The sequence below is a fragment of the Streptomyces sp. NPDC045955 genome, from assembly GCF_056430805.1.
Map to the genome: position 1 here is coordinate 235,742 of NZ_JBWKKY010000004.1, position 23,926 is coordinate 259,667.

At 72.1% G+C, this 23,926-nt stretch carries 20 protein-coding genes and 1 pseudogene; 15 read left to right on the top strand and 6 right to left on the bottom strand.

The genetic code is table 11. From position 1 onward, the window contains the following. Positions 1–62: 62 nt before the first annotated feature. The 4 genes and pseudogenes from AC07F0_RS10360 to AC07F0_RS10375 form a co-directional block, all read left to right on the top strand. A complete protein-coding gene (locus AC07F0_RS10360) occupies positions 63–1,130 on the top strand; it encodes a LacI family DNA-binding transcriptional regulator (protein ID WP_478976722.1) in 1,068 nt (355 codons plus the stop codon). Between the two features lie 91 nt (positions 1,131–1,221). Then, on the top strand, positions 1,222–2,574 hold the full coding sequence (locus tag AC07F0_RS10365; RefSeq protein WP_478976725.1) for a glycoside hydrolase family 10 protein: 1,353 nt from the start codon (positions 1,222–1,224) through the stop codon (positions 2,572–2,574). A 135-nt stretch (positions 2,575–2,709) separates the two neighbouring features. Then, positions 2,710–3,714, top strand: coding sequence for an LCP family protein (locus AC07F0_RS10370; protein ID WP_478977257.1), 1,005 nt, complete (start codon positions 2,710–2,712; stop codon positions 3,712–3,714). 3 nt (positions 3,715–3,717) lie between these two features. Then, positions 3,718–3,897, top strand: a pseudogene (locus AC07F0_RS10375) (RNA polymerase subunit sigma-24); the annotation flags it as partial. 3 nt (positions 3,898–3,900) lie between these two features. Here the strand turns inward: AC07F0_RS10375 and AC07F0_RS10380 are convergent. Continuing rightward, positions 3,901–5,064: a THUMP-like domain-containing protein gene (locus AC07F0_RS10380; RefSeq protein WP_478976728.1), complete on the bottom strand. Its 1,164-nt coding sequence runs from the start codon at positions 5,062–5,064 to the stop codon at positions 3,901–3,903. A 501-nt stretch (positions 5,065–5,565) separates the two neighbouring features. Between AC07F0_RS10380 and AC07F0_RS10385 the strand changes: the two genes are divergently transcribed. The 6 genes from AC07F0_RS10385 to AC07F0_RS10410 all read left to right on the top strand — a co-directional run bounded on the left by AC07F0_RS10385 (position 5,566) and on the right by AC07F0_RS10410 (position 11,605). Continuing rightward, positions 5,566–6,489 carry a polysaccharide deacetylase family protein gene (locus tag AC07F0_RS10385; protein WP_478976731.1) on the top strand — a complete coding sequence of 308 codons (924 nt, stop codon included), beginning with the start codon at positions 5,566–5,568 and terminating at the stop codon, positions 6,487–6,489. A 20-nt stretch (positions 6,490–6,509) separates the two neighbouring features. Further along, entirely contained in the window at positions 6,510–7,223 is a 714-nt protein-coding gene (locus AC07F0_RS10390; protein ID WP_478977260.1) for a polysaccharide deacetylase family protein, read from the top strand. Positions 7,224–7,492: 269 nt separating this feature from the next. After that, positions 7,493–7,801, top strand: a complete 309-nt coding sequence (gene groES, locus AC07F0_RS10395; protein ID WP_003974211.1) for a co-chaperone GroES — start codon at positions 7,493–7,495, stop codon at positions 7,799–7,801. A 116-nt stretch (positions 7,802–7,917) separates the two neighbouring features. Beyond that, a complete protein-coding gene (groL, locus tag AC07F0_RS10400) occupies positions 7,918–9,543 on the top strand; it encodes a chaperonin GroEL (RefSeq protein WP_436727551.1) in 1,626 nt (541 codons plus the stop codon). Positions 9,544–9,713: 170 nt separating this feature from the next. Further along, the gene (locus AC07F0_RS10405) at positions 9,714–10,763 is read left to right on the top strand and encodes a hypothetical protein (RefSeq protein ID WP_478976734.1); all 1,050 of its coding nucleotides are present in this window, start codon (positions 9,714–9,716) and stop codon (positions 10,761–10,763) included. A gap of 419 nt (positions 10,764–11,182) precedes the next feature. After that, positions 11,183–11,605 (top strand): DUF2690 domain-containing protein, encoded by a 423-nt coding sequence (locus tag AC07F0_RS10410; RefSeq protein WP_478976737.1) that lies wholly within the window; start codon positions 11,183–11,185, stop codon positions 11,603–11,605. A 171-nt stretch (positions 11,606–11,776) separates the two neighbouring features. On the opposite strand, the gene AC07F0_RS10415 is transcribed toward AC07F0_RS10410, so the two are convergent. Then, entirely contained in the window at positions 11,777–12,802 is a 1,026-nt protein-coding gene (locus tag AC07F0_RS10415) for a tetratricopeptide repeat protein (protein WP_478976740.1), read from the bottom strand. A 65-nt stretch (positions 12,803–12,867) separates the two neighbouring features. Then, positions 12,868–13,575, bottom strand: a complete 708-nt coding sequence (locus tag AC07F0_RS10420) for an ester cyclase (protein ID WP_478976743.1) — start codon at positions 13,573–13,575, stop codon at positions 12,868–12,870. Between the two features lie 95 nt (positions 13,576–13,670). On the opposite strand from AC07F0_RS10420, the gene AC07F0_RS10425 reads away from it, so the two are divergent. After that, a complete protein-coding gene (locus AC07F0_RS10425; protein ID WP_478976746.1) occupies positions 13,671–17,282 on the top strand; it encodes a hypothetical protein in 3,612 nt (1,203 codons plus the stop codon). Here the strand turns inward: AC07F0_RS10425 and AC07F0_RS10430 are convergent. Further along, complete coding sequence (locus AC07F0_RS10430) at positions 17,251–18,024, bottom strand: SDR family NAD(P)-dependent oxidoreductase (RefSeq protein WP_478976749.1); 774 nt, start codon at positions 18,022–18,024, stop codon at positions 17,251–17,253. The genes AC07F0_RS10425 and AC07F0_RS10430 overlap by 32 nt on opposite strands. Positions 18,025–18,122: 98 nt before the next feature. After that, complete coding sequence (locus AC07F0_RS10435; RefSeq protein ID WP_478976752.1) at positions 18,123–18,791, bottom strand: MOSC domain-containing protein; 669 nt, start codon at positions 18,789–18,791, stop codon at positions 18,123–18,125. A gap of 80 nt (positions 18,792–18,871) precedes the next feature. On the opposite strand from AC07F0_RS10435, the gene AC07F0_RS10440 reads away from it, so the two are divergent. Beyond that, entirely contained in the window at positions 18,872–19,768 is an 897-nt protein-coding gene (locus AC07F0_RS10440) for a LysR family transcriptional regulator (protein ID WP_478976755.1), read from the top strand. 109 nt (positions 19,769–19,877) lie between these two features. Here the strand turns inward: AC07F0_RS10440 and AC07F0_RS10445 are convergent, their stop codons facing one another. Continuing rightward, positions 19,878–20,207 carry a WhiB family transcriptional regulator gene (locus tag AC07F0_RS10445; protein ID WP_031119978.1) on the bottom strand — a complete coding sequence of 110 codons (330 nt, stop codon included), beginning with the start codon at positions 20,205–20,207 and terminating at the stop codon, positions 19,878–19,880. Positions 20,208–20,587: 380 nt separating this feature from the next. On the opposite strand from AC07F0_RS10445, the gene AC07F0_RS10450 reads away from it, so the two are divergent. From AC07F0_RS10450 to guaB, 3 genes are all read left to right on the top strand, one after another. Continuing rightward, positions 20,588–21,199: a response regulator transcription factor gene (locus AC07F0_RS10450; protein ID WP_003948568.1), complete on the top strand. Its 612-nt coding sequence runs from the start codon at positions 20,588–20,590 to the stop codon at positions 21,197–21,199. A gap of 466 nt (positions 21,200–21,665) precedes the next feature. Further along, positions 21,666–22,253 carry a sigma-70 family RNA polymerase sigma factor gene (locus AC07F0_RS10455; RefSeq protein ID WP_010036508.1) on the top strand — a complete coding sequence of 196 codons (588 nt, stop codon included), beginning with the start codon at positions 21,666–21,668 and terminating at the stop codon, positions 22,251–22,253. Positions 22,254–22,406: 153 nt separating this feature from the next. Then, complete coding sequence (gene guaB, locus AC07F0_RS10460) at positions 22,407–23,912, top strand: IMP dehydrogenase (RefSeq protein WP_354740880.1); 1,506 nt, start codon at positions 22,407–22,409, stop codon at positions 23,910–23,912. Positions 23,913–23,926: the final 14 nt, after the last annotated feature.

Below are 23,926 nucleotides of genomic sequence, written 5' to 3' on the forward strand. Positions count from 1 at the left end.
CCGGGAACCTATGGCGCCACGGGGACTTCGTCAAGGGGGCCCGCAGGGATACGATCGCCGCCATGACATCCCCGGAGCCGGTTGAAAGCCGGACGCAAACCCGGACGCAGGGGCGCAGCGCGCAGACCGCGACGCTCGCCGAGATCGCCCGTGAGGCCGGTGTGTCGGCACCGACTGTTTCGAAGGTGCTGAACGGCCGGGCCGACGTAGCCCCCGCCACGCGGGCCCGCGTCGAGGAGCTGCTGCGGGCCCACGGCTACCGGCGCCGCCGTGCCGAGGCGACCCGCTCACCCCTCATCGACCTGGTCTTCCACGAGCTGGAGAGCGCCTGGGCGCTGGAGGTCATCCGGGGCGTGGAGAACGTCGCGCGGGACGCGGGGCTCAGCGTGGTGCTGTCGGAGAGCGCGGGGCGGCTCACCCCCGGGCGGACCTGGGCCGACCAGGTCGCCGCGCGCCGCCCGCACGGCGTGATCCTGGTCCTGTCCGGGCTCGACGAGTCGCAGCGGGCGCTGCTGACCAGCCGTGCCATCCCGTTCGTGGTGATGGACCCGGCCGGCGACCCGGGGGCCGACGTGCCCTCGATCGGCGCGACCAACTGGCAGGGCGGTCTCGCCGCCACCCGGCATCTGGTCGAGCTGGGGCACCGCAGGATCGGCGCGATCAGCGGGCCGACGCAGATGATGTGCAGCCGCGCCCGGGTCGACGGCTACCGGGCCGCGCTGGAGACAGCCGGGCTGCCGGTCGACCCCGCGCTGATCGCGAACGGCGACTTCCACCACGAGGCCGGCTACCGGCTCGGTCTGGAGCTGCTGCGCCGCCCGGACCGGCCGACCGCCGTCTTCGCGGGGAACGACCTCCAGGCGCTCGGGCTGTACGAGGCCGCGCGCGAGCTGGGGCTGCGCATCCCCGAGGACCTGAGCGTCGTCGGGTTCGACGACCTGCCGGTGGCGCCCCTGGTCGGGCCGCCGCTGACGACCGTACGGCAGCCGCTGACGGAGATGGCCGAGGCGGCGGCCAAGCTGGTCCTCGACCTCGGCCGCGAGGCCGGCACCCCGGCGGCCACCCGGGTGGAGCTGGCGACGAGCCTGGTGGTGCGCAGCAGTACGGCGGCGGTGCCCGTGGGCGGCTGACCACTGATGCTGTATTGACGGGTCTTCCGGGCGCCTCCACACTGCACCGAAGCCAATCGGTTGCACCACCGAAACTTTCGGAGGCACCGCAATGAGATCGCTGAGATCGGGCTTACTCACCTCCCTGTTGGCCGGAGTCGTCACGGCCGGTTCCCTGCTGCTCACGGCCCCCGCGTCCCACGCCGCCGACGCCCCGCTGCGCGACCTGGCCGAGGCCAAGGGCAAGGTCATGGGCACGGCGGTCACCGGTTCGAAACTCACCGGCACCTACGGCGAGATCGCCGGCCGCGAGTTCAACTGGCTCACCCCCGGCAACGCCATGAAGTGGGGCTCCGTCGAGCCGAGCCGGGGCGGCCACAACTGGGCCGAGGCCGACCAGATCGTGAACTTCGCCGAGGCCCACGGCCAGCAGGTGCGCGGGCACACCCTGCTCTGGCACCAGCAGAACCCGGGCTGGCTGACGAACGGCAGCTGGACCCGGGACCAGCTCAGCACCATCGTCCAGGACCACATCGCCACCGAGGTCGGCCGCTACAAGGGGCGGCTGGCCGCCTGGGACGTGGTGAACGAGCCCTTCAACGAGGACGGCACCTACCGCCAGACCCTCTTCCACAACACCCTCGGCCAGGACTACATCGCCCAGGCCCTCACCTGGGCCCGGGCCGCCGACCCGAGCGCCAAGCTGTACATCAACGACTACAACGTCGAGGGCGTCAACGCGAAGAGCACGGCCCTGTACAACCTGGTCAAGTCGCTGAAGGAGCGCGGAGTCCCGATCGACGGAGTCGGGCTTCAGGCCCATCTCATCGTCGGCCAGGTGCCCTCCACGCTGCAGCAGAACATCCAGCGCTTCGCCGATCTGGGCGTCGACGTGGCGATCACCGAGCTGGACATCCGGATGCAGCTGCCGGCGACGCGGGCGAAGCTGACCCAGCAGGCCGCCGACTACCAGGCGGTCATGAACGCCTGCGTGGCGGTCGCGCGCTGTACCGGTGTCACCGTCTGGGGCTTCACCGACTCCGACTCCTGGATCCCGGACACCTTCCCCGGGCAGGGCGCGGCGACCCCGTACGACGAGAACTACCAGCCGAAACCGGCGTACCACGCCATCGCTGAGGCCCTCGGCGGGACGACGACCCCGCCGCCGACGGGCGCCTGCTCGGCGACGTACAGCGTCACCAGTCAGTGGAGCAGCGGCTACACGGGCCAGGTGCGGATCGCCTGCTCGGGGGCCTCGCTGTCGTCGTGGAAGGCGGACTGGACGTTCGGCGCCGGGCAGCGGATCACGCAGGCCTGGAACGCGAACTGCACGCAGTCGGGCGCGGCGGTCAGTTGCACGAACGCCCCGTACAACGGGTCGGTGCCGGACGGCGGTTCGGTCACCTTCGGCTTCAACGGCTCGTGGAACGGGAGCAACCCGGTGCCCGTGGTGACGCTGGGGTGAGACCGGACCGAGAAGTCTGAGAATTTCCGAAGAAAGTCGTCCTGGGGGTCCTGCCCGTAATAATTCGGACTTACGTTCCTGCCCGTGACGGGACGTGACGGACACGGGGACGGGAACGGGGACGCGGGCAGAGCGGTGGGCCGGCGGTCGAGAGCGCTGCGGATCGCCGGTCTCGCCCTGGCGGGAGCCCTGGTGCTCGGCGTCGGCTCGGCGGGCTGGGCCTACTGGCATCTCAACGACAACATCAAAAGCGTCGACATCGACAACGCGCTCGGCGGCAACCGCCCGCCGAAGCCGGTGGTCACGCCGTCCCCCTCCGCACCGGCCCTGCCCGGCGAGGCCCTCAACATCCTGGTCCTGGGCTCCGACTCGCGCAGCGGCGAGGAGAACCAGCGGCTCGGCGGCGGCGACAGCTCCGGCGCCCGCTCCGACACGGCGATGGTCGTCCACCTCGACGCCGGGCGCACCAGCGCGACGGTGGTGAGCATCCCGCGCGACACCCTGGTCACCCGCCCCTCCTGCCCGCGCCCGTCCGGCGGCTCGACGGCCGTCGCCCACAACTCCATGTTCAACAACGCGTACGCGGTGGGCGGACCGGCCTGCGCGGTGAAGACGGTCGAGTCGATGACCGGCGTCCGCATGGACCACTACATCGAGATCGACTTCTCCGGCTTCGCCAAGCTCGTGGACGCACTCGGCGGCGTCACCGTCACCACGGACGAGGACATCGCCGACGACGACAGCCATCTGCACCTGAAGGCGGGCACCCACCACCTGGACGGCACGCGGGCCCTCGCCCTGGCCCGCACCCGGCACGGCATAGGCGACGGCAGCGACCTGGGACGGATAGGCCTCCAGCAGAAGCTGGTGAAGGCACTGCTGGACCAGATCGCCGCGCAGGACCTGCTCACCGACCCGGCGAAGCTGTACCGGGTCGCGGACGCCGTGACCGCCGGCCTCACCACCGACACCGGCCTGGACTCCCTCGCCGAGCTGACCCGGCTCGGGCAGAGCGTGCAGGGTCTGTCGGCGAGCGCGGTGCGGACGGTGACGATGCCGGTGGTGCCGGCGCCGTCGGATCCCAACCGGGTGGTGGCCGAGCAGCCGGAGGCCCGGAAGCTGTGGGAGTCGCTGCGCTGACCCGCTCTGCGCGGCGACCCCGCCCTGCGGGACTACCACCTGCTGCCCAGCGTCCGTGGCGGCGTCCTCGCCCGCCTCGGCCGTACGGCGGAGGCCCGGGCGGAGTTCGAACGGGCGGCGTCGCTGACGCGGAACGAGCGGGAGCGGGAGCTGCTGCGGCGGCGGGCGGCGGAGCAGGCCTGAAGGTCAGGCCGGGTGCCCGATGAGCATCGCCGGCGCCCCCGCCACCCGGGTCAGGAACACCGTCGCCGCGTGCGGCCCCTGCGGCTTGACCTTCCTGCGGAGTTCCTCCGGCTCGACCGCCGAGCCCCGCTTCTTCACCGTGAGGTTCCCGACCTCCCGCCCCCGCAGCAGCGCCTTCAGCTTCTTGACGTTGAAGGGGAGATGGTCGGTGATCTCGTAGGCGGTGGCGTACGGCGTCGGGCGCAGCTCGTCCGCGGTGACGTAGGCGATCGTCGCGTCCAGCAGCCCGCCGTCGAGCTCCTCGGCCACCTCGGCGACCAGGTGGGCCCGGATGACGGCGCCGTCGGGCTCGTACAGGTAGCGGCCGGGCGGGCGGACCCGCGGGTCGGGCAGGCCGCGGGAGAGCAGGGTGCGGGGGCCCGGCAGCAGGGTGGCCCGTACCGCCCCGGGCGCGGTGCCGAACCACAGCACCGCCTCCTTCACGTCGCCGCCGTCGGAGATCCACTCGGCCTCGGCGTCCTCGGGGACCGCCTCGTGCGGGATGCCGGGGGCGATCTTCAGTGCGGCGGCGCGGGGGGCGCGGCGGGCCGCGGAGACCGCCCAGGACAAGGGCGGCGAGTACGCCTCGGGGTCGAAGATCCGGCCCCGGCCGCCACGCCTGGCCGGGTCGACGAACACGGCGTCGTAACCGGCCGTGTCCACCTCCGTGACATCCGCCTCCCGCACCTCGATCAGGCCGTCCAGCCCCAGCACCTCGGCGTTCGCCCGAGCCGCCGCGGCCGTCGCCGGGTCCCGGTCGACGGCCAGGACCCGGATCCCGGCCCGGGCCAGTGCGATCGCGTCACCGCCGATGCCGCAGCACAGGTCGGCGACCGAGGTCACGCCCGACTCCGCGAGCCGCCGCGCCCGGTAGGCCGCCACGCTCGCCCGGGTCGACTGCTCCACCCCGTTCGGCGTGAAGAACATCCGCCCCGCGTCCTGCGCCCCGAACTTCACCACCGCCCGCTGCCGCAGCCGCGCCTGCCCCAGCGCCGCCGACACCAGCTCGGCGGGGTGCTCACGGCGCAACCGGGTCGCGACGGCCAGCTCCCGCGCCGGATCGGTGTCCCGCACCTCGTCGAGGAGGGCGCGGCCTTCGGGGGTGAGGAGGAGGGCGAGGTCGTTCACCGGATCATTGTGGGCCACGGGGTGGTGCGGGTCGCGTGCGCGGTGAAGCGGTCCGGGCCGGGGTGCCGGTCGGTCCGGGCCCGGGACGGCCGGCGGGTCCGGGCCGGCACGCGGGTCGGCCCATGGCCGCGCGGGGAGCGGTGGTCCGTCGTGCGGCGTGCGGTGGGCGGCGGGGTCCCGCTCTGCGGGCGTCCGTTGCTCCGGCGGCACGGGACGCGGAGCCGGCTCCGGCCCGGCACCCTGCGGCACCGCCGGAACGGGGCGCTCGGCCCGGTGGTCCGTCGTGCCGCGGAGGCCGGCCCGTCCGGGGCTGGGCGGCGGGGCGGCTGTGTCACTCCGTGCGCGCTCGAAGGCCCGCCGCCCCGGGTCCGGGCGGACCCGGGTGATCCGTCCGCGTCCAAGAGGAGCGAGCCCGGACCTGTCGGCCACTCGGTGGATGCTGCGCCGTCCGTCGCGGTGTCGGGGCCGGTCCCGGGACGCCGGCTGGGAGGATCCCGCATCATGCGAGCAGTCGTACAAAATGACAAAAGGCGGGCATCTGGCGGTGTGCGGATCTGCCTCGCCGTGCTCATCCTCGCCACCATCGCCTCGGGCTGCGCGCAGGGCGACAACGGCCGGATCACCGCGGCCGGCGGCCAGCAGCCCCTCGACGCGCCCCCGGCCCGCGCGCTCGACTCCTACGCCTCCAGACTGCGCGCCGCGCACGCCGCCCGGGTCGCCGCCGCGCAGCGCTGGGGGCTGCGGACCGTCCCGCTGACCGCCCCGCCGGCCCCCGCGAAGAAGCCGAGGATCAGGACCCGCGCGGGCTTCGAGGTGAAGGGCCACCGGAGACTGAACCTCCCGCCCGTCTTCACCACTGTCCCCACCCGGGACAAGGTCGTCTTCCTCACCATCGACGACGGCGCCGAGAAGGACCCGGCGTTCCTGCGGATGATGAGCGACCTGAAAATCCCGTACAGCGCCTTCCTCAGCGGCTACCTGATCAGGAACGACTACGGCTACTTCGAGAAGATGCAGGACCGGGGCGTGGTCCTGAACAACCACACCCTCCGCCACCGCCTCATGCGGGGCCTGCCCTACCGCGCGCAGAAGCGCGAGATCTGCGGCATGCAGCGCCTCATCGAGAAGCGTTACGGCAAGCGCCCGACCCTCTTCCGCCCGCCCTACGGCAGCTACGACCGGGCGACCCTGCACGCCGCCAAGGCCTGCGGCATCGAGTACGCCCCCCTCTGGAACGAGGAGGTCTTCGCCGACCACTGGGAGTACCGCGAGCGGGACCGGAGACTGCACCCGGGCGACATCGTCCTCACCCACTTCCGCGGCCGCGACCACTGGCAGGGCACGATGCCCGACATGATCCGCCGCTTCCTGAACAAGGTCACGGCCGAGGGGTACGCGGTGGGCCGGCTGGAGGACTACCTGTGAGGCGGCGATCGCCGGCCGCCATGGTGTGCGCGGGCGCGATCCTGCTGGCCGGCTGCGCCGGGGCCGCGGGGGAGCACACGGGCGCGGACGGCCGGGGCCAGTCCCCGGCGCACGCGTCGAGCGACGTCCGCGGGCCGGACCGGGGCGGCCTCCCGCCCGTCCTGGACCACGTCCGCACCCGGGACCGGGTGGTCTTCCTGACCTACGACGACGGCGCCGAGCGCGACCCGCACTTCGTCACCCTCGTCCGCGAACGGCGGCTTCCGGTCAGCATGTTCCTCACGGACAGCGTCGTGGGGCCCGGCTACGGCCACTTCGCCCGCCTGCGCGCGGTCGGCGCGTCCATCCAGAACCACACCCTCGACCACCCCGCCCTGCGCGGTCTGCCCTACGCCGGCCAGCGCGCCGAGATCTGCGGCCAGCAGCACAAACTCCGCTCCCGCTTCGGCATCCGCCCCCACCTCTTCCGCCCGCCCTACGGCACGTACGACACGACGACCCTGCGCGCCGCCGCCGACTGCGGCATCCGGGCGGTCGTCCTCTGGAGGGCCTCCCTGAACCCCGACGGCACCCTGACGTACACCCGCGGCAAGCCCGCGCTGCGCCCCGGCGACGTCATCTCGGTGCCATCCGGTGAGAGCGCGTCCCTGACGCTCACGGAACAGACGGAGCGCCTGCTGAGGGAGATCGAGGGAAGGGGGCTGCGGGTGGGGCGGTTGGAGAACTACGTCTGACTCCTGAGCGCCCGGTGGTGCCGATGCTCAGCCGAGGCCGGGTGCCCAGCACATACGTACGACGGCCCGGTTCCACGGCCGACGCGCCGCCGGCAATTGGCACTCCGCTTGACCGAGTGCTAATCGCAGTCATAGTCTCGGCTCTGGCACTCCCCACTGGAGAGTGCCAACACAGCGACGGGCAGGTCCGGCACCCGCGACGACGGATCCACCTGGTCGCCACCTCAGACAGTTAACCCCGTGAGATCTCCGAAGGGGGAGGTCGGATCGTGACGACCACCAGCTCCAAGGTTGCCATCAAGCCGCTCGAGGACCGCATCGTGGTCCAGCCGCTCGACGCCGAGCAGACCACCGCCTCTGGCCTGGTCATCCCGGACACCGCCAAGGAGAAGCCCCAGGAGGGCGTCGTCCTGGCCGTGGGCCCGGGCCGCTTCGAGGACGGCAACCGTCTTCCGCTCGACGTCTCCGTCGGCGACGTCGTGCTCTACAGCAAGTACGGCGGCACCGAGGTGAAGTACAACGGCGAGGAGTACCTCGTCCTCTCGGCCCGTGACGTGCTCGCGATCGTCGAGAAGTAATTCACCCCAAGCACATTGCTTTGAGCTGCGCCCCTGGCCCCCCGCGATCGATAAGAAGCCGGGCGCCCGGGGCGCAGTGCCGTTACCCCTGATTCCGGAAGAGGGCTCACGCTCCCATGGCGAAGATCCTGAAGTTCGACGAGGACGCCCGTCGCGCCCTCGAGCGCGGCGTCAACAAGCTTGCCGACACGGTCAAGGTGACGATCGGCCCCAAGGGCCGCAACGTCGTCATCGACAAGAAGTTCGGCGCCCCCACCATCACCAACGACGGTGTCACGATCGCCCGCGAGGTCGAGATCGAGGACCCGTACGAGAACCTCGGTGCCCAGCTGGTCAAGGAGGTGGCGACCAAGACCAACGACATCGCGGGTGACGGTACGACCACCGCGACCGTGCTCGCCCAGGCGCTCGTGCGCGAGGGCCTGAAGAACGTCGCCGCCGGTGCCTCCCCGGCCGCCCTGAAGAAGGGCATCGACGCCGCCGTCGCCGCGATCTCCGAGGACCTGCTCGCCTCGGCCCGCCCGATCGACGAGAAGTCCGACATCGCCGCCGTCGCCGCGCTGTCCGCCCAGGACCAGCAGGTCGGCGAGCTCATCGCCGAGGCGATGGACAAGGTCGGCAAGGACGGTGTCATCACCGTCGAGGAATCCAACACCTTCGGTCTGGAGCTGGACTTCACCGAGGGCATGGCCTTCGACAAGGGCTACCTGTCGCCGTACTTCGTGACGGACCAGGAGCGCATGGAAGCCGTCCTGGACGACCCGTACATCCTCATCACGCAGGGCAAGATCTCCGCCATCGCGGACCTCCTGCCGCTGCTGGAGAAGGTCATCCAGTCCAACTCCTCCAAGCCGCTGCTGATCATCGCCGAGGACGTCGAGGGCGAGGCCCTGTCGACCCTCGTCGTGAACAAGATCCGCGGCACCTTCAACGCCGTCGCGGTGAAGGCCCCCGGCTTCGGCGACCGCCGCAAGGCGATGCTGCAGGACCTGGCGGTCCTCACCGGCGCCACGGTCGTCTCCGAGGAGGTCGGCCTCAAGCTCGACCAGGTCGGCCTGGACGTGCTCGGCTCCGCCCGCCGCGTCACCGTCACCAAGGACGACACCACGGTCGTCGACGGTGCCGGCAACAAGGACGACGTGCAGGGCCGCGTCGCCCAGATCAAGGCCGAGATCGAGACCACCGACTCCGACTGGGACCGCGAGAAGCTCCAGGAGCGCCTCGCGAAGCTGGCCGGCGGCGTGTGCGTCATCCGTGTGGGTGCCGCCACCGAGGTCGAGCTCAAGGAGCGCAAGCACCGTCTGGAGGACGCCATCTCCGCGACCCGCGCCGCGGTCGAGGAGGGCATCGTCTCCGGTGGTGGCTCCGCTCTGGTCCACGCCGCCAAGGTCCTCGAGGGCGGCCTCGGCAAGTCCGGCGACGAGGCCACCGGTGTCGCGGTCGTCCGCCGCGCGGTCGTCGAGCCGCTGCGCTGGATCGCCGAGAACGCCGGCCTGGAGGGCTACGTCATCACCTCCAAGGTCGCCGAGCTCGACAAGGGCCAGGGCTTCAACGCCGCCACCGGAGAGTACGGCGACCTGATCAAGGCCGGCGTCATCGACCCGGTCAAGGTCACCCGCTCCGCCCTGGAGAACGCCGCCTCCATCGCCTCCCTCCTGCTCACGACCGAGACCCTGGTTGTCGAGAAGAAGGAAGAGGAGGAGCCGGCCGCCGCGGGCCACGGCCACGGCCACGCCCACTGACGCACGATGCGTGACGGCTGACGACCTCAGTCGGCCCGAGCCCGAGCGAAGGCCCGGCACCCCGGAGACGGGGCTGCCGGGCCTTCGCCGTGCCGTCCGCCGGTCAGGGAACCGTGACGGGGCCGGCGACGGTCTACCCACAAGAACGGGCGGATCATGAGGGGGTAGGGATGAACCAGGTGCTCTATGGGGAAAGTTCCCGCAACCCGCTGGCGCGGACCGTGCGGCTCACCGAGGACGGACTGCGCAGGGGCGGCAGGACGACCCCCCTGGACGAGCTGAACCTCGCCGCCATGGCAGAAGCGTTCCTGCGGGGCCGCTGGCTCGGCGGTGGGGGCACCGAACGCCCCCTGGCGGCGCTGCCGCAGGGCCCCGGCGTCGTCCCGGTCACCCGCGTGACCGGCACCACCACCCCCCTGAAGGCCCGTCAGGCCGCCGAGTTCGCCCACGCGCTGGGCGAACTGGCGGTGCGCAGATGCGGCGGTCCGGACCACGTCGCCGCTCTCACCTCGCAGGCGCAGGCGGAGGGCGTACCGCTGTGGATCGCACGCCGCTACGCGCCCGGCCCCGCTGGGCGGGTGGCCGTCGCCGTGGACCGGCGCCTGGTCCGCGTGGATGTCTGGGGCCCGCACGCCCCCGCCGTACGGCTCAGGGCACCGTACGGCTACCGCCCCGACAGCGCCGACAGGGCCGGCGGCCTGGTCATGACCGTCGGTGACACCGCCGCACGGCTCGAACTGAGCAGGAGGATGCGCAAGTCCAAGAGCAAGGTCGAGATCCGCCTGCCCGACCGGCTCTGGACCCTGCGCCGCGAGGACGCCGAGAGCTCGTGCCTGCTGCGCGACGACCGCCGGGTCGCGCTGTTGACCCGCCCCTCACGGTGGCCCGGCCCCCCGCCCGGCTCGGTGCTGCTGCCGCTGGCCGACGTGCACCACGAGAGCCCCGACCCCTTGGACGCCGTCATGGCCCACGCGGTCGCGGTGTCCTTCGGGCTCGGCGACACGACTGGCCTGGCCAGATTCCGCGCCGTGAAGACCCGCAGGGACACGGACGACGACATCTGGGAGCGCCCCTGGTTCAGCAACCTCGGCAGGGACCGCACCGACAACGAACCCGGGGGCGGCGACGGCTGGGGCAGCGACGGCGGGGACGGCGGCGACGGAGGAGGGGGCGGCAGCGACGGCGGCGGGGACGGAGGAGGCGGGGGCGGAGGCGACTAGCCGCCCGGCGGCGGAACCTCACTCGGCTCCGGGGGAGTCGTAGAGCCGCTTGCCGTCGTCCGGGGCCACGGCTTCCCACTCCCCGGTATGGTCCGACTTTTCCGCACTCCGGTTCCTGATCGTCCAGGTGACCCGGACGTTCTCGAACTCCCGGGCCCTGGGCCGGCTCGCCGCCGACGGCCTCGCGGGCCCGGACGCCTGGTCGGCCTTCGTCAACCCCACGTGACCACCGCTGCCCCGAAAGGGGACAGCGGACTCCGGCGCCGCAGGAACGATGCATCCGCGCGCCCCCAGTGAGGACGGCCGCCGCGGCGTCACCCACCGGTTGTGGCGTGTGCGCCGGCCAGGAGCGCCGATATGTACCTTCTGACCGACACCGTCACAGATCACGGGAGCCGGTGACTCCCGGGGAGGACGCCATGCTCAAGAAGACGCTGGGTATCGTCACGGCGGCCGTGGCCCTGACCGCGCTGCTGCCCATGGGGACGGCACAGGCCGCCACCTGTAAAGGCTCCGACTGCACGGGCAGGAACCCGCAGGCGACGGGCTGCGGCGCCGATGCCCGCACGCTCAAGGGCAGCAGGATCCCGCCGGCCGGCGGCGGCCCGGCGGTCGAGCTGCGGGTCTCACCGTCCTGCAGCGCGGCCTGGGCCCGTATCGACAAGGCCAACAGCAACTGGCGCTTCAAGATCGAGACCAAGAAGGGTCCCACGTACACGGAGCACGCCTCGCCCAACTACCCGGCGTACACCGCCATGGTGTGGAACAGCTACGCCTACCGGGCCTGTGTCGAGCAGTACGACGGCGCGGGCGGTTCCTGGACCTGCACGAAGTGGTTCTGACGGCGGGGCCGGCCACCGACGGCGCCGAAGCCCCCGCACCGGGCGGACCCGACGGGCCGGGGCACGGCTCCCGGCCCGCCACGACGTGCTGCGCGGGCCGGACGGGCCGGCCCCGGAAACGTCCGGGGGATGCCACGGACGTGCGGCGCCCGGCCGGACGACGGAAGGCCGTCAGTCCTCGTCCGGGAGCGCCTCGGCGCCGTTCCGCCCGTGCATCCCGGTGAAGAACGGGTTGGCCGCGGCGGTGCCGCTCTCCAGGGCGGCGGCCTCGCCGGACCGGCCCTCCGCCCGCAGGGCACGGACGACGTCGTGGACCACCGCCGCCTCGTTCCACCGGTAGACATCGAGGGCGGCGTCGAAGTCGGCGTGCGCCTCCGCGTAGTGACCGAGGTCGCGGTGGGCGACCCCGCGCAGATGACGGGCCATGGCATTGGCGTAGGCGTCACCGGCGCGTTCGGTCACCTCGACGGCATGGGTGAGCGGTCCGCGGGCCTCCGCGGGCCTACCTGCCTTCAGATGCAGCCAGCCGGCGTCCCGCTGGGTGTGGGCGACCCACATCTCATCGCCGACCTGCCGGAAGATCCCGATCGCCGTCCCGGCCGTCTCGCTGGCCGCGTCCAGGTCGCCCAGGCCCGCCAGGACGCGGATCCTGGCGTTGGCGACCCGCCCCACCCGGTGCCGTTCGCCCATCGGCCCGAAGATCTCCTCCGCCCGCCGGTAGCAGTCGAGCGCTTCGTCACGGCGGCCGAGGAGACGGTAGATCTTTCCGAGGGCGTAGAGGGAGGCGCCCTCCCATCTGCGGTCGTTCAGCACACGGAAGTCGTGGATCGCCGCCTCCAGCAGCGGTGCCGCCTCCTCCGGCCGCCGCAGGTAGCCGAGGGTTTCCGCGAGCGTCCGCCGCAGCCGGGCGCACGCCCGGAGGTCACCGGCCTGCTCGGCCAGCCGCAGCGCCTCCCGCTGGCTCCGCTCCGCGAGTTCCGGCTTCCCCCGCCACCTCTGGAACTCGCCCAGCCTCTCGAGGGAGTTCAGGACGTGCCAGGAGTCACCGACCGTCCGTAACCGGTCCACCGCCGCGGTCATGTGCCGCAGGGCGTCCCGGAAGTCGTGCTTCGCCGCGTGTGCGGTGGCGACGACGATCTCGTCCCGGGCCCGGTCCACCGCGTCCGGCGTCTCCCCGTCCTCCGTGTCGCCGGTCACCAGCAGCTCCAGTGCCGTGTCCGGGGTGAGTTCTCACGGGGCTGTAGTTCAGAGGAGTACCGAGGTCACAGCTCCGTAGGCTCCAGAGCCCCCAGCTGCTGCATCAGCCCCAGCCGGTCGTACTGCCACCAGCCCTCGGCGAGCTTCCCGTCCGGCGTGCAGCGGTGGACGGTCGTCCCGGTCATGGTGACGTCCTTCCCGGTCGGCGGAATCCCGAGGAACTCCCCCTTGTGGTGCCCCTTCCAGGTCCACCGCGTGCACACCCGGTCACCCTGGGCGATCTGGTCCTCGATCGTGAACGAGAAGTCGAACCCGCCCCGCCACACCTCCACCTCGCGCCGCAACGCGTCCAGCCCGATGACGTCCTGCACATTGGCCGGATCATGGTCGTGGTAGTCCTCGATGAACACGTCGTTGAACGCGGGCGCCGCACCCTGCCCGGGCGCCAGCTCGAAGAACCTGCGCGCCGTGGCCGCGTTCAGCTGCTCGTCCCGCACCACGTCCAGGTCCGTGAACGTCGGCGCCTCGTCGCAGAGCGCCACCATGTCCTGGAAGATCCGGTCGGTCTCCGGAAGCCCGGAGTTGCGCATCGCGTCCTCGTACGACGGGAACTCCACGATCTCGACGATGTGCGAGGAGTCGGCCCGGTCCTTCGCCACCACACTGTGCGTAGCGGTCCGTTTTCCCTTGGTCTGCTCGACCCACCTGTCCATCAGCCGGTTCATCTCGTCGAGCCGGCTGGTCCTGCATTCGATGAGCTGTACGAAGGTCATGGCCTCGCCTCCGGCCCCCCTGGGTCCGGCTGAACAGTTCCATTGTCCCCACCAGAGCCGCTCGCCGCCTCCCGGCCCTTTGGCATCATGAGGCCATGCGCTGGTGGGGGAAGCGGGGGGAGCGGTCGGTGGCCGCGGGTGGTGACATCGCCCTGGCCGTCACCGGCGATCACAACCGCATCCTGCTCGCCCCGGCGGTGCGTTCGGCGTACTGGGAGCAGGTCCGCCGCATCGCCCCGCCCCGACTCGTCGACCGCGAGGAGGAGTTGGCCGAGCTGTCCGCCTTCGCCACGGCGGACTCCGGCGCTGCGTACGCCTGGTGGCGCGCGGGCGCCTGGGCCGGCAAGACGGCACTGCTGTCATGGTTCGCCCTGCACCCTCCGCAGGGCGTACGGATCGTGCCGTTCTTCATCACGGCCCGCCTGGGCGCCCAGAACGACGTCGCGGCGTACGTGGACGTCGTACTCGAACAACTGGCGGAACTCGCCGGAGAGGCCCTGCCCGCCCACCTGACCGTGGCGACCCGCGAGGCCCACCTCCTGTACCTGTACGGCGCCGCCGCCCGCGCCTGCGCCGAGCGCGGGCAACGCCTGGTCCTCCTGGTCGACGGCCTGGACGAGGACCGCGGCGTCACGACCGGCCCGGACGCCCACAGCATCGCGAGCCTGCTGCCCGCCCGCCCGGAGGCCGGCATGCGGGTCCTGGTCGCGGGGCGGCTCAACCCGCCGCTGCCCGGTGACGTACCCGAGGACCATCCGCTGCGCGACCACGCGATCGTACGGACGCTGTCGCCGTCCCCGTACGCCCGGGCGATCCGCGCGGAGGCGGAACGCGAACTGAAGCGGCTGATCGGGACGGGTGGCCTGGAGCACGACCTGCTGGGCCTGGTGGCGGTGGCGCGCGGCGGCCTGACCGCCGAGGACCTGGCGGCCCTGACCGGAGCGGTTCCGTACCGGGTGCGGGATGTCCTGAGGACCCGGGCGGGGCGGACCTTCGGCCTGCGTGTCAACGTCTACCTGCTCGGTCACGAGGAGCTGCAGTCCCAGGCGGAGGAGATGCTCGGTCCGTCCGAGACGGGCCTCTACCGCGCGAAGCTGCACGCCTGGGCGGAGGAGTGGCGCGGGCGCGGCTGGCCGGAGGATACGCCGGAGTACCTGCTGCGGGGGTACTTCCGGATGCTCCGGTCCACCGGTGACCTGGAGCGGATGCTCCGGTGCGGGGCGGACATCCGACGGCAGGAACGCATGCTGGCCCTGACCGGCAGTGACGCGTCCGCCGTGACCGAGATCCACCTCACCGAGGACCTGATCATCGAGCGCGGTGCGCGACGGCCGCTCGACTCACTGCGCCTGGCGGTCCACCGGGAACGGCTGGTCGACCGCAGCGCGGGCGCACCGGACTCCCTTCCGCACGCCTGGGCCCTGGCCGGGCAGACCGGCCGGGCCGTCGCACTGGCCCGCAGCCTCCCGAACGGCCATCGCCGGGGCATGGGCCTGGCCGCCGTCGCCGATGTACTGCTGGAACGGGGAGACGGCGACGGGACGCTGGAACTGCTCGCCGAGGCGGAGCAGGCCGCCCGCCAGGGCGAGGGGCAGAGCCGGGACGACCTGGCACGCTGCACGGTGGCGGACCTCTTCGCCCGCGCCGGGCAGTTCGACAGGGCGGCAGCGCTGGCGCGGACGGTCAGCACCCAGTACTTCGACATCCACACCTACGTTCAGGTCGGCAATGCCTGCCTCGCGGCCCAGCGCTGGGATCTCGCACAGGAGCTGGTCGACGGCGCGCCGAACCAGGAGTGCCGCACCGGGATGAGGAACACCCTGATCGAGGCCCACGCGGCGGCAGGCCGTCATGCCGAGGCGGAAACGATGGCCAGAGCGAGCGAACCGGGCGCCCGCGCCGACGCGCTGATCACCCTGGCCTCCGCACTGCGCGAGTCGGGGCAGCGGCAACGCGCTGATGCCCTGTGCGCCGAGGCCGTGGCGTCGGTGCGGGGCCGTGCGGAGCCCGAAGAGGTGGTGAACCTCCTGGCCGGGGCGGGCGAGTTCGACCAGGCCGAGGCGTTCCTGGCCGGCCTGCACGGCGAGGCGGGCCACGGGGAGGCCACGGAGCGGCTGGCCGGGTGGCTGGCGTGGGCCGGGCAGCTCGACCGGGCCGAGGCACTGCTCGACACGGTCGGGCATGGCAGAGAGAACCACGTGCTGCGGGAGGTGGCACAGGCCCGGGCGAGAGCCGGGCGCTACGAGCAGGCCGAGGAACTGGCCCGGCAGATCCCCGCCGCGGATGTCGCGTGGGCGACGCTCTGCTCGGTCGTGCGCATCATGGCGGACGGGGGCGAGGCCGACCGGGCCGAGGCGTTGGCACGCACCCTCGGCCCGCGGACGGAGGGCCCGTCGGCCCTCTACGAGGTCGTCGAATCCCTCGCGCAGTCCGGAGACCCGGACCGGGCCCGGACGCTCGCCGACTCCCTGGCCCACCCGGTGGAGCACACGCACGCGTCGGTCGAAGTGGCTGCCGCACTGGCGCGGGCAGGACGGAGCGAGGAGGCCGCGCGGCTCCTGCTCGACGTCGAGAGCCGGACCCGAGTGCTCCATCCGCTGACGGCCGCCCGGAAACTCGGCGTCGCCGCCACTGCTCTGGCCGAAGCGGGGCACCCCGAAGCGGCGCTGGCGGTGCTCGACGGGACCGAGACGCTGGTCGCTGACCACCGGAGCGAGCCCGACGTCTCTCCGGGGGAGTACAGCACGTCCCTGCGGGCGCTGGCCGCCGCCCGCACGGCCACCGGAGAGCCGGACCGGGCGGAGCGGCTGGCAGGGCGGGCACCTGACGACGTCGAGCGGCGCTATCTCCTGGCCCCGGTGGTGCGGGCATGGGCCAGATCCGGCGAGGTGGCACGGGCCGAAGCGGTGATGAGGGCCGAGGCGGAGGCGGATTCCACCCTCGCGGGAATCCTGGCGCCGCTGGACGTGCCGTTCGCTCGTGGTCTGGCCGAAGCCGGCCATGCCGCACGGGCCGAGGCCTATGTGCGCGAGAACTCCCGGCCCGGCGCCCGTACCTCGGCACTCTGCGAACTCGCCGTGACGTTGACCGAAGCGGGTCACCTCGACAGGGCGCGGCACATCGTCCACGAAGTGATCACGCTCGCGGGCGCGTACGACCGCCCCTCCGCGATGGAACTGAGTGCTCTGGTCAGGGCCCTGGCCGCGGCGGGGGAGACCGAGGCCGCCCGGGCCGCGCTCGACGCGATGCCGCCACCGGGCCCGCCGATCGGTTCCACCTGGTACATCGGGGCCATAGCGGTGGCCGAGGCCCTGACCGCCCTCGGGCACCACGAGCGTGCCGGAGAAACGCTGCAAACCATCGAGGACCCGTATGACCGCGCTCGGGGGACGCTCGCCCTGGTCGACGTGCTGGCCGCTTCGGGAGAGTGCTCCCGCGCCGAGGAACTCGCACGGACGCTGTCCGCTCCCGCGACGCTGTCCAGGGCCTGGGCGGGCATCGCGGCCGCGACGACCGACGGTGAACAGGCCCGGCGCCTGGCTGCCCTGGCCCTCCAGGGCGGTGAGTGGGTGTCGGTCCTGCCCGCCCTCCTCAGGCAGGCACCGGACGTGGTGCCGCTCGTGGTGGAGGCGGCCGACGCGATGAAGTCCGCCTGCGGGCAGCACACCGGGGCTTCTACTGCGGCCCGTACTTCCGCCCCGTCCTAGACGACACCGCGCCGAGCATCCCCCGCGGCACCAGCTTCGCCGCCCCCATCAGCGCCTTGTAGCGGGGGTCCGGGATGGACAGCGTCTTGCCGCGGGCCAGGTCGTGCAGTGCCGCCGCCACCAGCTTGTCCGCGTCGAGCCACATCCAGGCCGGGATGTTGTCCGTGCCCATGCCGGCCCGCTCGTGGAACTCGGTGCGCACGAAGCCGGGGCAGAGCGCCATCAGCCGTACGCCGCTGCCGGCCAGGTCGCGTGCGGCACCCTGGGTGAACTGCACGACCCAGGCCTTGGAAGCGCCGTAGGTGCCCCGCGGGACGAACGCGGCCACCGACGCGACGTTCACGACGCCACCGCGGCCGCGCTCCCGCATGGCCTCCGTCGCCGCGGACGTCAGCCGCAGCACCGCCTCGCAGTGCACCTTCAGCATCCGCAGCTCGTCGGCCATGGGAACGTCGAGGAAACGGCCCTTGTTGCCGAATCCGGCGTTGTTGACCAGCAGGTCGACGGGGTTCTTGCGGTCGCCCAGCCGGTCGGCCACCGACTTGATGCCCTGGTCCTCGGCGAGGTCGGCCGTCAGCACCTCGGCCTCGATGCCGTGCCGGTCGTGCAGCTCGGTCGCCTGCTCCCGGAGCCGCTTGGTGTCGCGGGCCACCAGCACGAGGTTGTGTCCGTCCGCCGCCAGCCGCCGCGCGAACGCGGCCCCGATGCCTGCCGTCGATCCCGTAATCAGAGCCGTTGTCATGGCAGAAGGTTAGTGACCTGCACCATGTGCATCCGCTTGTCCGCGGGGGTCTCGCCGGTGAAGGGTCGGTGGAGACCGTGCGGCGAGCGGCCCAGCCGTCAGACCCCGTGCTGCTCCGCGTACTCCCGCGCCAGCCTCAGGGACTCCGGGTGCAGCGCCTCGCCCGCCGGCAGCAGCCGCGGCAACAGCGTCCGCTCGGTGGTCACCGCCCGGAACTGGAGAGCCACGGTCACGTCGTGCTCCGGCCGGTGCACGATCTCCACGGGGTCGCCGGCCCGAATCTCGCCGGGCTCGATCACCCGCAGATACGCCCCGGGCGCGCCCCGCTGCGTGAACCGCCTCACCCACTGCCTCTCGTCCAGATGGCCCTGGAACGTGCGGCACGGGATCCGCCCGCAGGTGACCTCCAGCACCACCTCGGGCCCGACGCGCCAGCGCTCGCCGATCCGCGCGCCGGACACGTCGAGCCCCTGTGTCGTGAGGTTCTCGCCGAACGACCCGGCGGGCAGCGGCCGGCCCAGCTCGCGTTCCCACGCGTCCATGTCCTCGCGCGCCATCGCGTAGACCGCCTGGTCGTCGCCGCCGTGGTGCTCCAGCTTGCACACCGCGTCCCCGGCCAGCCCGCTCCCGCCGACGCCCTTGGGCCCGGGGGCCGAGACCCGCACCGGCCCGTCCACCGGCCGCTTGTCGATTCCGGTCACACCCTCCGGGTTGTCCGTGTACGGCACGGGCTTGGCGCGGCCCAGATTCACAGACAGAAGCCTCATGCCCGCACGGTAGGGGAATCGGCCCCAAAGCGTCGACGCATTATTCGGAGCGGCTTCAAAGGGTCGCTTATCCTCGAAGGGTGATCGAAGCCCGTCATCTCCGTGTCCTGCGCGCCGTCGCGGCCACCGGCTCCTTCTCCGCCGCGGGCCGCGAACTGGGGTGCACCCAGCCCGCCGTCAGCCAGCAGATGAAGGCCCTGGAAGCCTCCGTCGGCACACCTCTGCTGATCCGTACGGGACGCGAGATGCGCCTGACCCAGGCCGGCGAGGCGCTGGTGCGGCACGCCGCCGGGATCCTCGCCGGGCTCACGGCCGCGGAGGAGGAGGTCGCCGCCATCGCCGGGCTGCGCGCGGGCCGGGTCCGGCTCGTCTCCTTCCCCAGCGGCAGCTCCACGCTCGTACCGACGGCCCTCGCCGCCCTGCGCGACGCCCACCCCGGCACCCGGGTCTTCCTGGAGGAGGCCGAACCGCCCGCCTCCGTCGGCATGCTGCGCGAGGGCGACTGCGACGTGGCGCTCGCCTTCCGCTACGAGGGGGCGGCGGGCGCCGAGGAGTGGGAGGACCTGGTCGTACGGCCGCTGCTGACGGACCGGCTCGTCGCACTCGTTCCGGAGCGGCACCGGCTCGCGGGCGCGCAGTCCGTCGCGATCGGCGAACTCGCGCGGGAGCCGTGGATCGCGGGCTGCCCGCGCTGCCGCGGCCAGCTCGTCGAGGTGTGCGCGGTTGCCGGCTTCACCCCGCGCATCGACTTCGCGACCGACGACTACCCGGCGGTCGCCGGCCTGGTCGGCGCCGGCCTGGGCGTGGCCGTGCTGCCCCAGCTGGCCATCGAGTCCGTACGGCCCAGGGGAGTACGGACCGTGACGCTGGAACCGGCGGTGCGCCGGGAGATCGTCGCGCTCACCCTGCCCGACCTCGCACAGGTCCCGGCGGTGGCGGCGACGCTCGGCCAACTGGCACGGGCCGCCCGCCGCTAGCCACAGCGCAGGCACGTCCGGCCACACAGCGCAGGCGCGTCCGGCCACAGCGCAGGCGCGTCAAAAACCGACGGCACGCGTGCGCGTGCCTGTTTGCAGAAACGTTCCTTCAGTTGTTCGAGGCGGCGTGCCCGCCGGATGTCGACGCCGACACCAGCCGGTTGCGCGCCCGTCCCATCAGCTCTTCGCGCTCGTCCTCGGTCAGCCCGCCCCACACGCCGTACGGTTCCCGCACCGCCAGCGCGTGGGCGGCGCACTCGGCACGCACAGGGCACCTCATGCAGACCTCTTTGGCCGAGTTCTCGCGAGCGCTCCGAGCCGCACCGCGCTCGCCCTCCGGATGGAAGAAGAGCGAGCTGTCCACCCCGCGACAGGCAGCCAGCAGCTGCCAGTCCCACAGGTCCGCGTTCGGTCCGGGAAGGCGGGAGAAATCTGCCATTACGTGACCCCTTGTAGCCGTTTTGGGCGGATCCGGTGTCCACGACCGTACAACTACGATCTAAGGAGATGAAAATATGACTCATTGCGAATCTAGCTCCAGACACTGGCAAAGCGGAAGAAATGGATCCGAACGGGGCATAGGTTGTGATGAAAGTTCGAGGGTCTGTTGCGCATGTCTGCACCGTGTCCGGCCCCTCACGTAGAGTGCCGAAGATGTCAGCCGCCCCCGTAACTCTTTCGAGTGACCGTCGTTGAGAGTGCGAGGCGGTTGAAGGAACAAGCGCTCGGGCAGGCGTCCGAGACGGTCGACCGCACAGGTGACGATTTCGTACCAGCCTGGAGGCTCAAGGTGACGCGCATCAGCTGCGGAGGGCGGCCATGACTTCCGTCCTCGTCTGCGACGACTCCCCGCTTGCCCGAGAGGCGCTCCGCCGCGCGGTCGCGACCGTGCCCGGCGTAGAGCGCGTGACGACGGCGGCCAACGGCGAGGAAGTCCTCCGCCGCTGGGGGGCCGACCGCTCGGACCTGATTCTGATGGACGTACGCATGCCCGGCCTGGGCGGCGTCGAGACGGTCCGGCGGCTGCTGTCCGCCGACCCCGGTGCGCGCATCATCATGCTCACCGTCGCCGAGGACCTGGACGGTGTGGCCCTCGCGGTCGCCGCCGGTGCCCGCGGCTATCTGCACAAGGACGCCTCCCGCGCGGAGCTCCGCGCGACGGTGACGCAGGCGCTGGCCGACCCGACCTGGCGGCTCGCCCCGCGCCGGCTGCGCTCGGCCGAGATGGGCGCCGCGCCGACGCTCACGGCGCGTGAGATCCAGGTCCTCGAAGGCATGAGCCACGGCCGCTCGAACGCCGAGATCGGCCGCGAGCTGTTCCTCTCTGAGGACACCGTCAAGACGCACGCCCGGCGCCTGTTCAAGAAGCTCGGCGCCTCGGACCGGGCCCACGCCGTGGCGCTCGGCTTCCGGTGGGGTCTGGTGCGCTAGGGCCTGTCCTTCGGATCGGGCCGGCTTCGACGCGCGGGCTCCGGCCGGGGCCGGAGAGCGGGGGCACCTGGATGCCCCCGCGCGAGCCGTACACGCGGGCGCCGAGGCCGGCGGCCGACGACAGCCCTGGAGGGGATCCGTCCCCGCCCGGCCTAGGTCGAGAGCTCGGCCGGGTGCACGCGAGAACCCACGGACCCGGGATGATCCGAACGGCAGGCCCCAGCGGTCGCAGTGGGGGCACGGAAAGCCAGGTCGGCGGGGGTGGACCCGGGGTCCGCCGGGAGCCCGCTGCTCGTTTCGCCGCGGATGCCGCATCCTTGAGGGTGTGGAGTTCCTCGGGGACGAGTCGGTCGAGCGGAAGGGGAGGGCGCAGGGGATGAGTTCCGGCGCACCTGCTCATAACGCTTCGGTGCACAACAACGGGCGCGGTGCCACGGACCCGGCGGCCGCAAGGCACCATGGACCGATGCGCGACGACGAGGCGGTCAATGCCCAAGGGGCGATCGGCGCGCTCGTCCACCGCGCCGTCGACGGGGACGAGCAGGCCACGCACGACCTGCTCGCCCATGTCCACCCCCTGGCCCTGCGCTACTGCCGGACCCGTCTGTCCCGCCTCCCGGGCGACGCCCGGCACTTCGTGGAGGACCTCGCCCAGGAGGTCTGCGTGGCGGTGCTCCTCGCACTGCCCCGCTACCGGGACACCGGGCGCCCCTTCGAGGCGTTCGTCTTCGCCATCGCCGCCCACAAGGTCGCCGACCTCCAGCGCGCGGCGATGCGCCACCCCGGCTCGACGGCCGTCCCCTCCGACGAGATGCCGGAGCGGCCCGACGACTCCCTGGGACCGGAGGAGCGCGCCCTGCTCAGCAGCGACGCGGAATGGGCCAAGAAACTGCTGGCCAACCTGCCCGAGAACCAGCGGGAGCTGTTGCTGCTGCGGATCGCGGTGGGTCTGACGGCCGAGGAGACGGGCCAGATGTTGGGAATGTCACCCGGCGCGGTCCGGGTGGCGCAGCACAGGGCGCTGAGCCGGCTGCGGGCGCTGGCCGAGCAGTAGTCCTGTGTGAACAACCCCTTCACTGAACAGGCGGTGTGCTGCTTCCGTACGAACATACGAAGCCCGGAGCCAGGCGGAACCGTGGAATGAGACAGCTGCGCTTCCCGTTAGCATGGACATCCGCACCGATCAAGGCCATTTGGGGAAGGTGTCATGACTGCCAACGTCGACGGAGTGCCCGGTAAATTCGCGACACTCGGGCTGACCTACGACGACGTGCTGCTGCTGCCGGGTGCATCCGAAGTGCTCCCCAACGCGGTCGACACCTCGTCCCGCATCTCCCGCAACGTGCGGGTCAACATCCCGCTGTTGTCCGCCGCCATGGACAAGGTCACCGAGTCGCGCATGGCGATCGCCATGGCCCGCCAGGGCGGCGTCGGGGTCCTGCACCGCAACCTCTCCATCGAGGACCAGGTCAACCAGGTCGACCTGGTGAAGCGGTCCGAGTCCGGGATGGTCACCGACCCGATCACGGTGCACCCGGACGCGACGCTCGGCGAGGCCGACGCCCTGTGCGCCAAGTTCCGCATCAGCGGCGTCCCCGTCACCGACGGCAACGGCAAGCTGCTCGGCATCGTCACCAACCGCGACATGGCCTTCGAGACCGACCGCTCCCGTCAGGTGCGCGAGGTCATGACCCCCATGCCCCTGGTGACCGGCAAGGTCGGCATCTCCGGCCCCGACGCCATGGAGCTGCTGCGCCGCCACAAGATCGAGAAGCTTCCGCTGGTCGACGACGCGGGTGTCCTCAAGGGCCTCATCACGGTCAAGGACTTCGTCAAGGCCGAGCAGTACCCCAACGCGGCCAAGGACGCCGAGGGCCGTCTCCTCGTGGGCGCCGCCGTGGGCGCCAGCCCCGAGGCCCTGGAGCGGGCCCAGGCGCTCGCCGCCGCCGGCGTGGACTTCCTGGTCGTCGACACCTCGCACGGCCACAACAGCAACGCCCTCAGCTGGATGTCGAAGATCAAGTCGAGCGTCGGCGTCGACGTGATCGGCGGCAACGTCGCCACGCGCGACGGCGCCCAGGCGCTGATCGACGCCGGTGTCGACGGCATCAAGGTGGGCGTCGGCCCCGGCTCGATCTGTACCACCCGGGTCGTCGCCGGTATCGGCGTCCCGCAGGTCACCGCCATCTACGAGGCGTCGCTCGCCGCCCGTCCGGCCGGCGTGCCGCTGATCGGTGACGGCGGCCTGCAGTACTCGGGCGACATCGGCAAGGCGCTCGCCGCGGGCGCCGACACGGTCATGCTGGGCAGCCTGCTCGCCGGTTGTGAGGAGTCCCCGGGCGAGCTTCAGTTCATCAACGGCAAGCAGTTCAAGTCGTACCGCGGCATGGGCTCGCTCGGTGCGATGCAGTCCCGCGGCCAGGCCAAGTCGTACTCCAAGGACCGCTACTTCCAGGCCGAGGTCGGCTCCGACGACAAGCTGGTGCCCGAGGGCATCGAGGGCCAGGTGCCCTACCGCGGCCCGCTGGCCAACGTGCTGCACCAGCTCGTCGGCGGTCTGCGCCAGACGATGGGCTATGTGGGCGCCGCCTCCATCGAGGAGATGGAGACCAAGGGCCGCTTCGTCCGGATCACCTCCGCCGGTCTCAAGGAGAGCCACCCGCACGACATCCAGATGACGGTCGAGGCGCCCAACTACAGCCGTAGTAAGTAGTCCCCAGGCCTGCC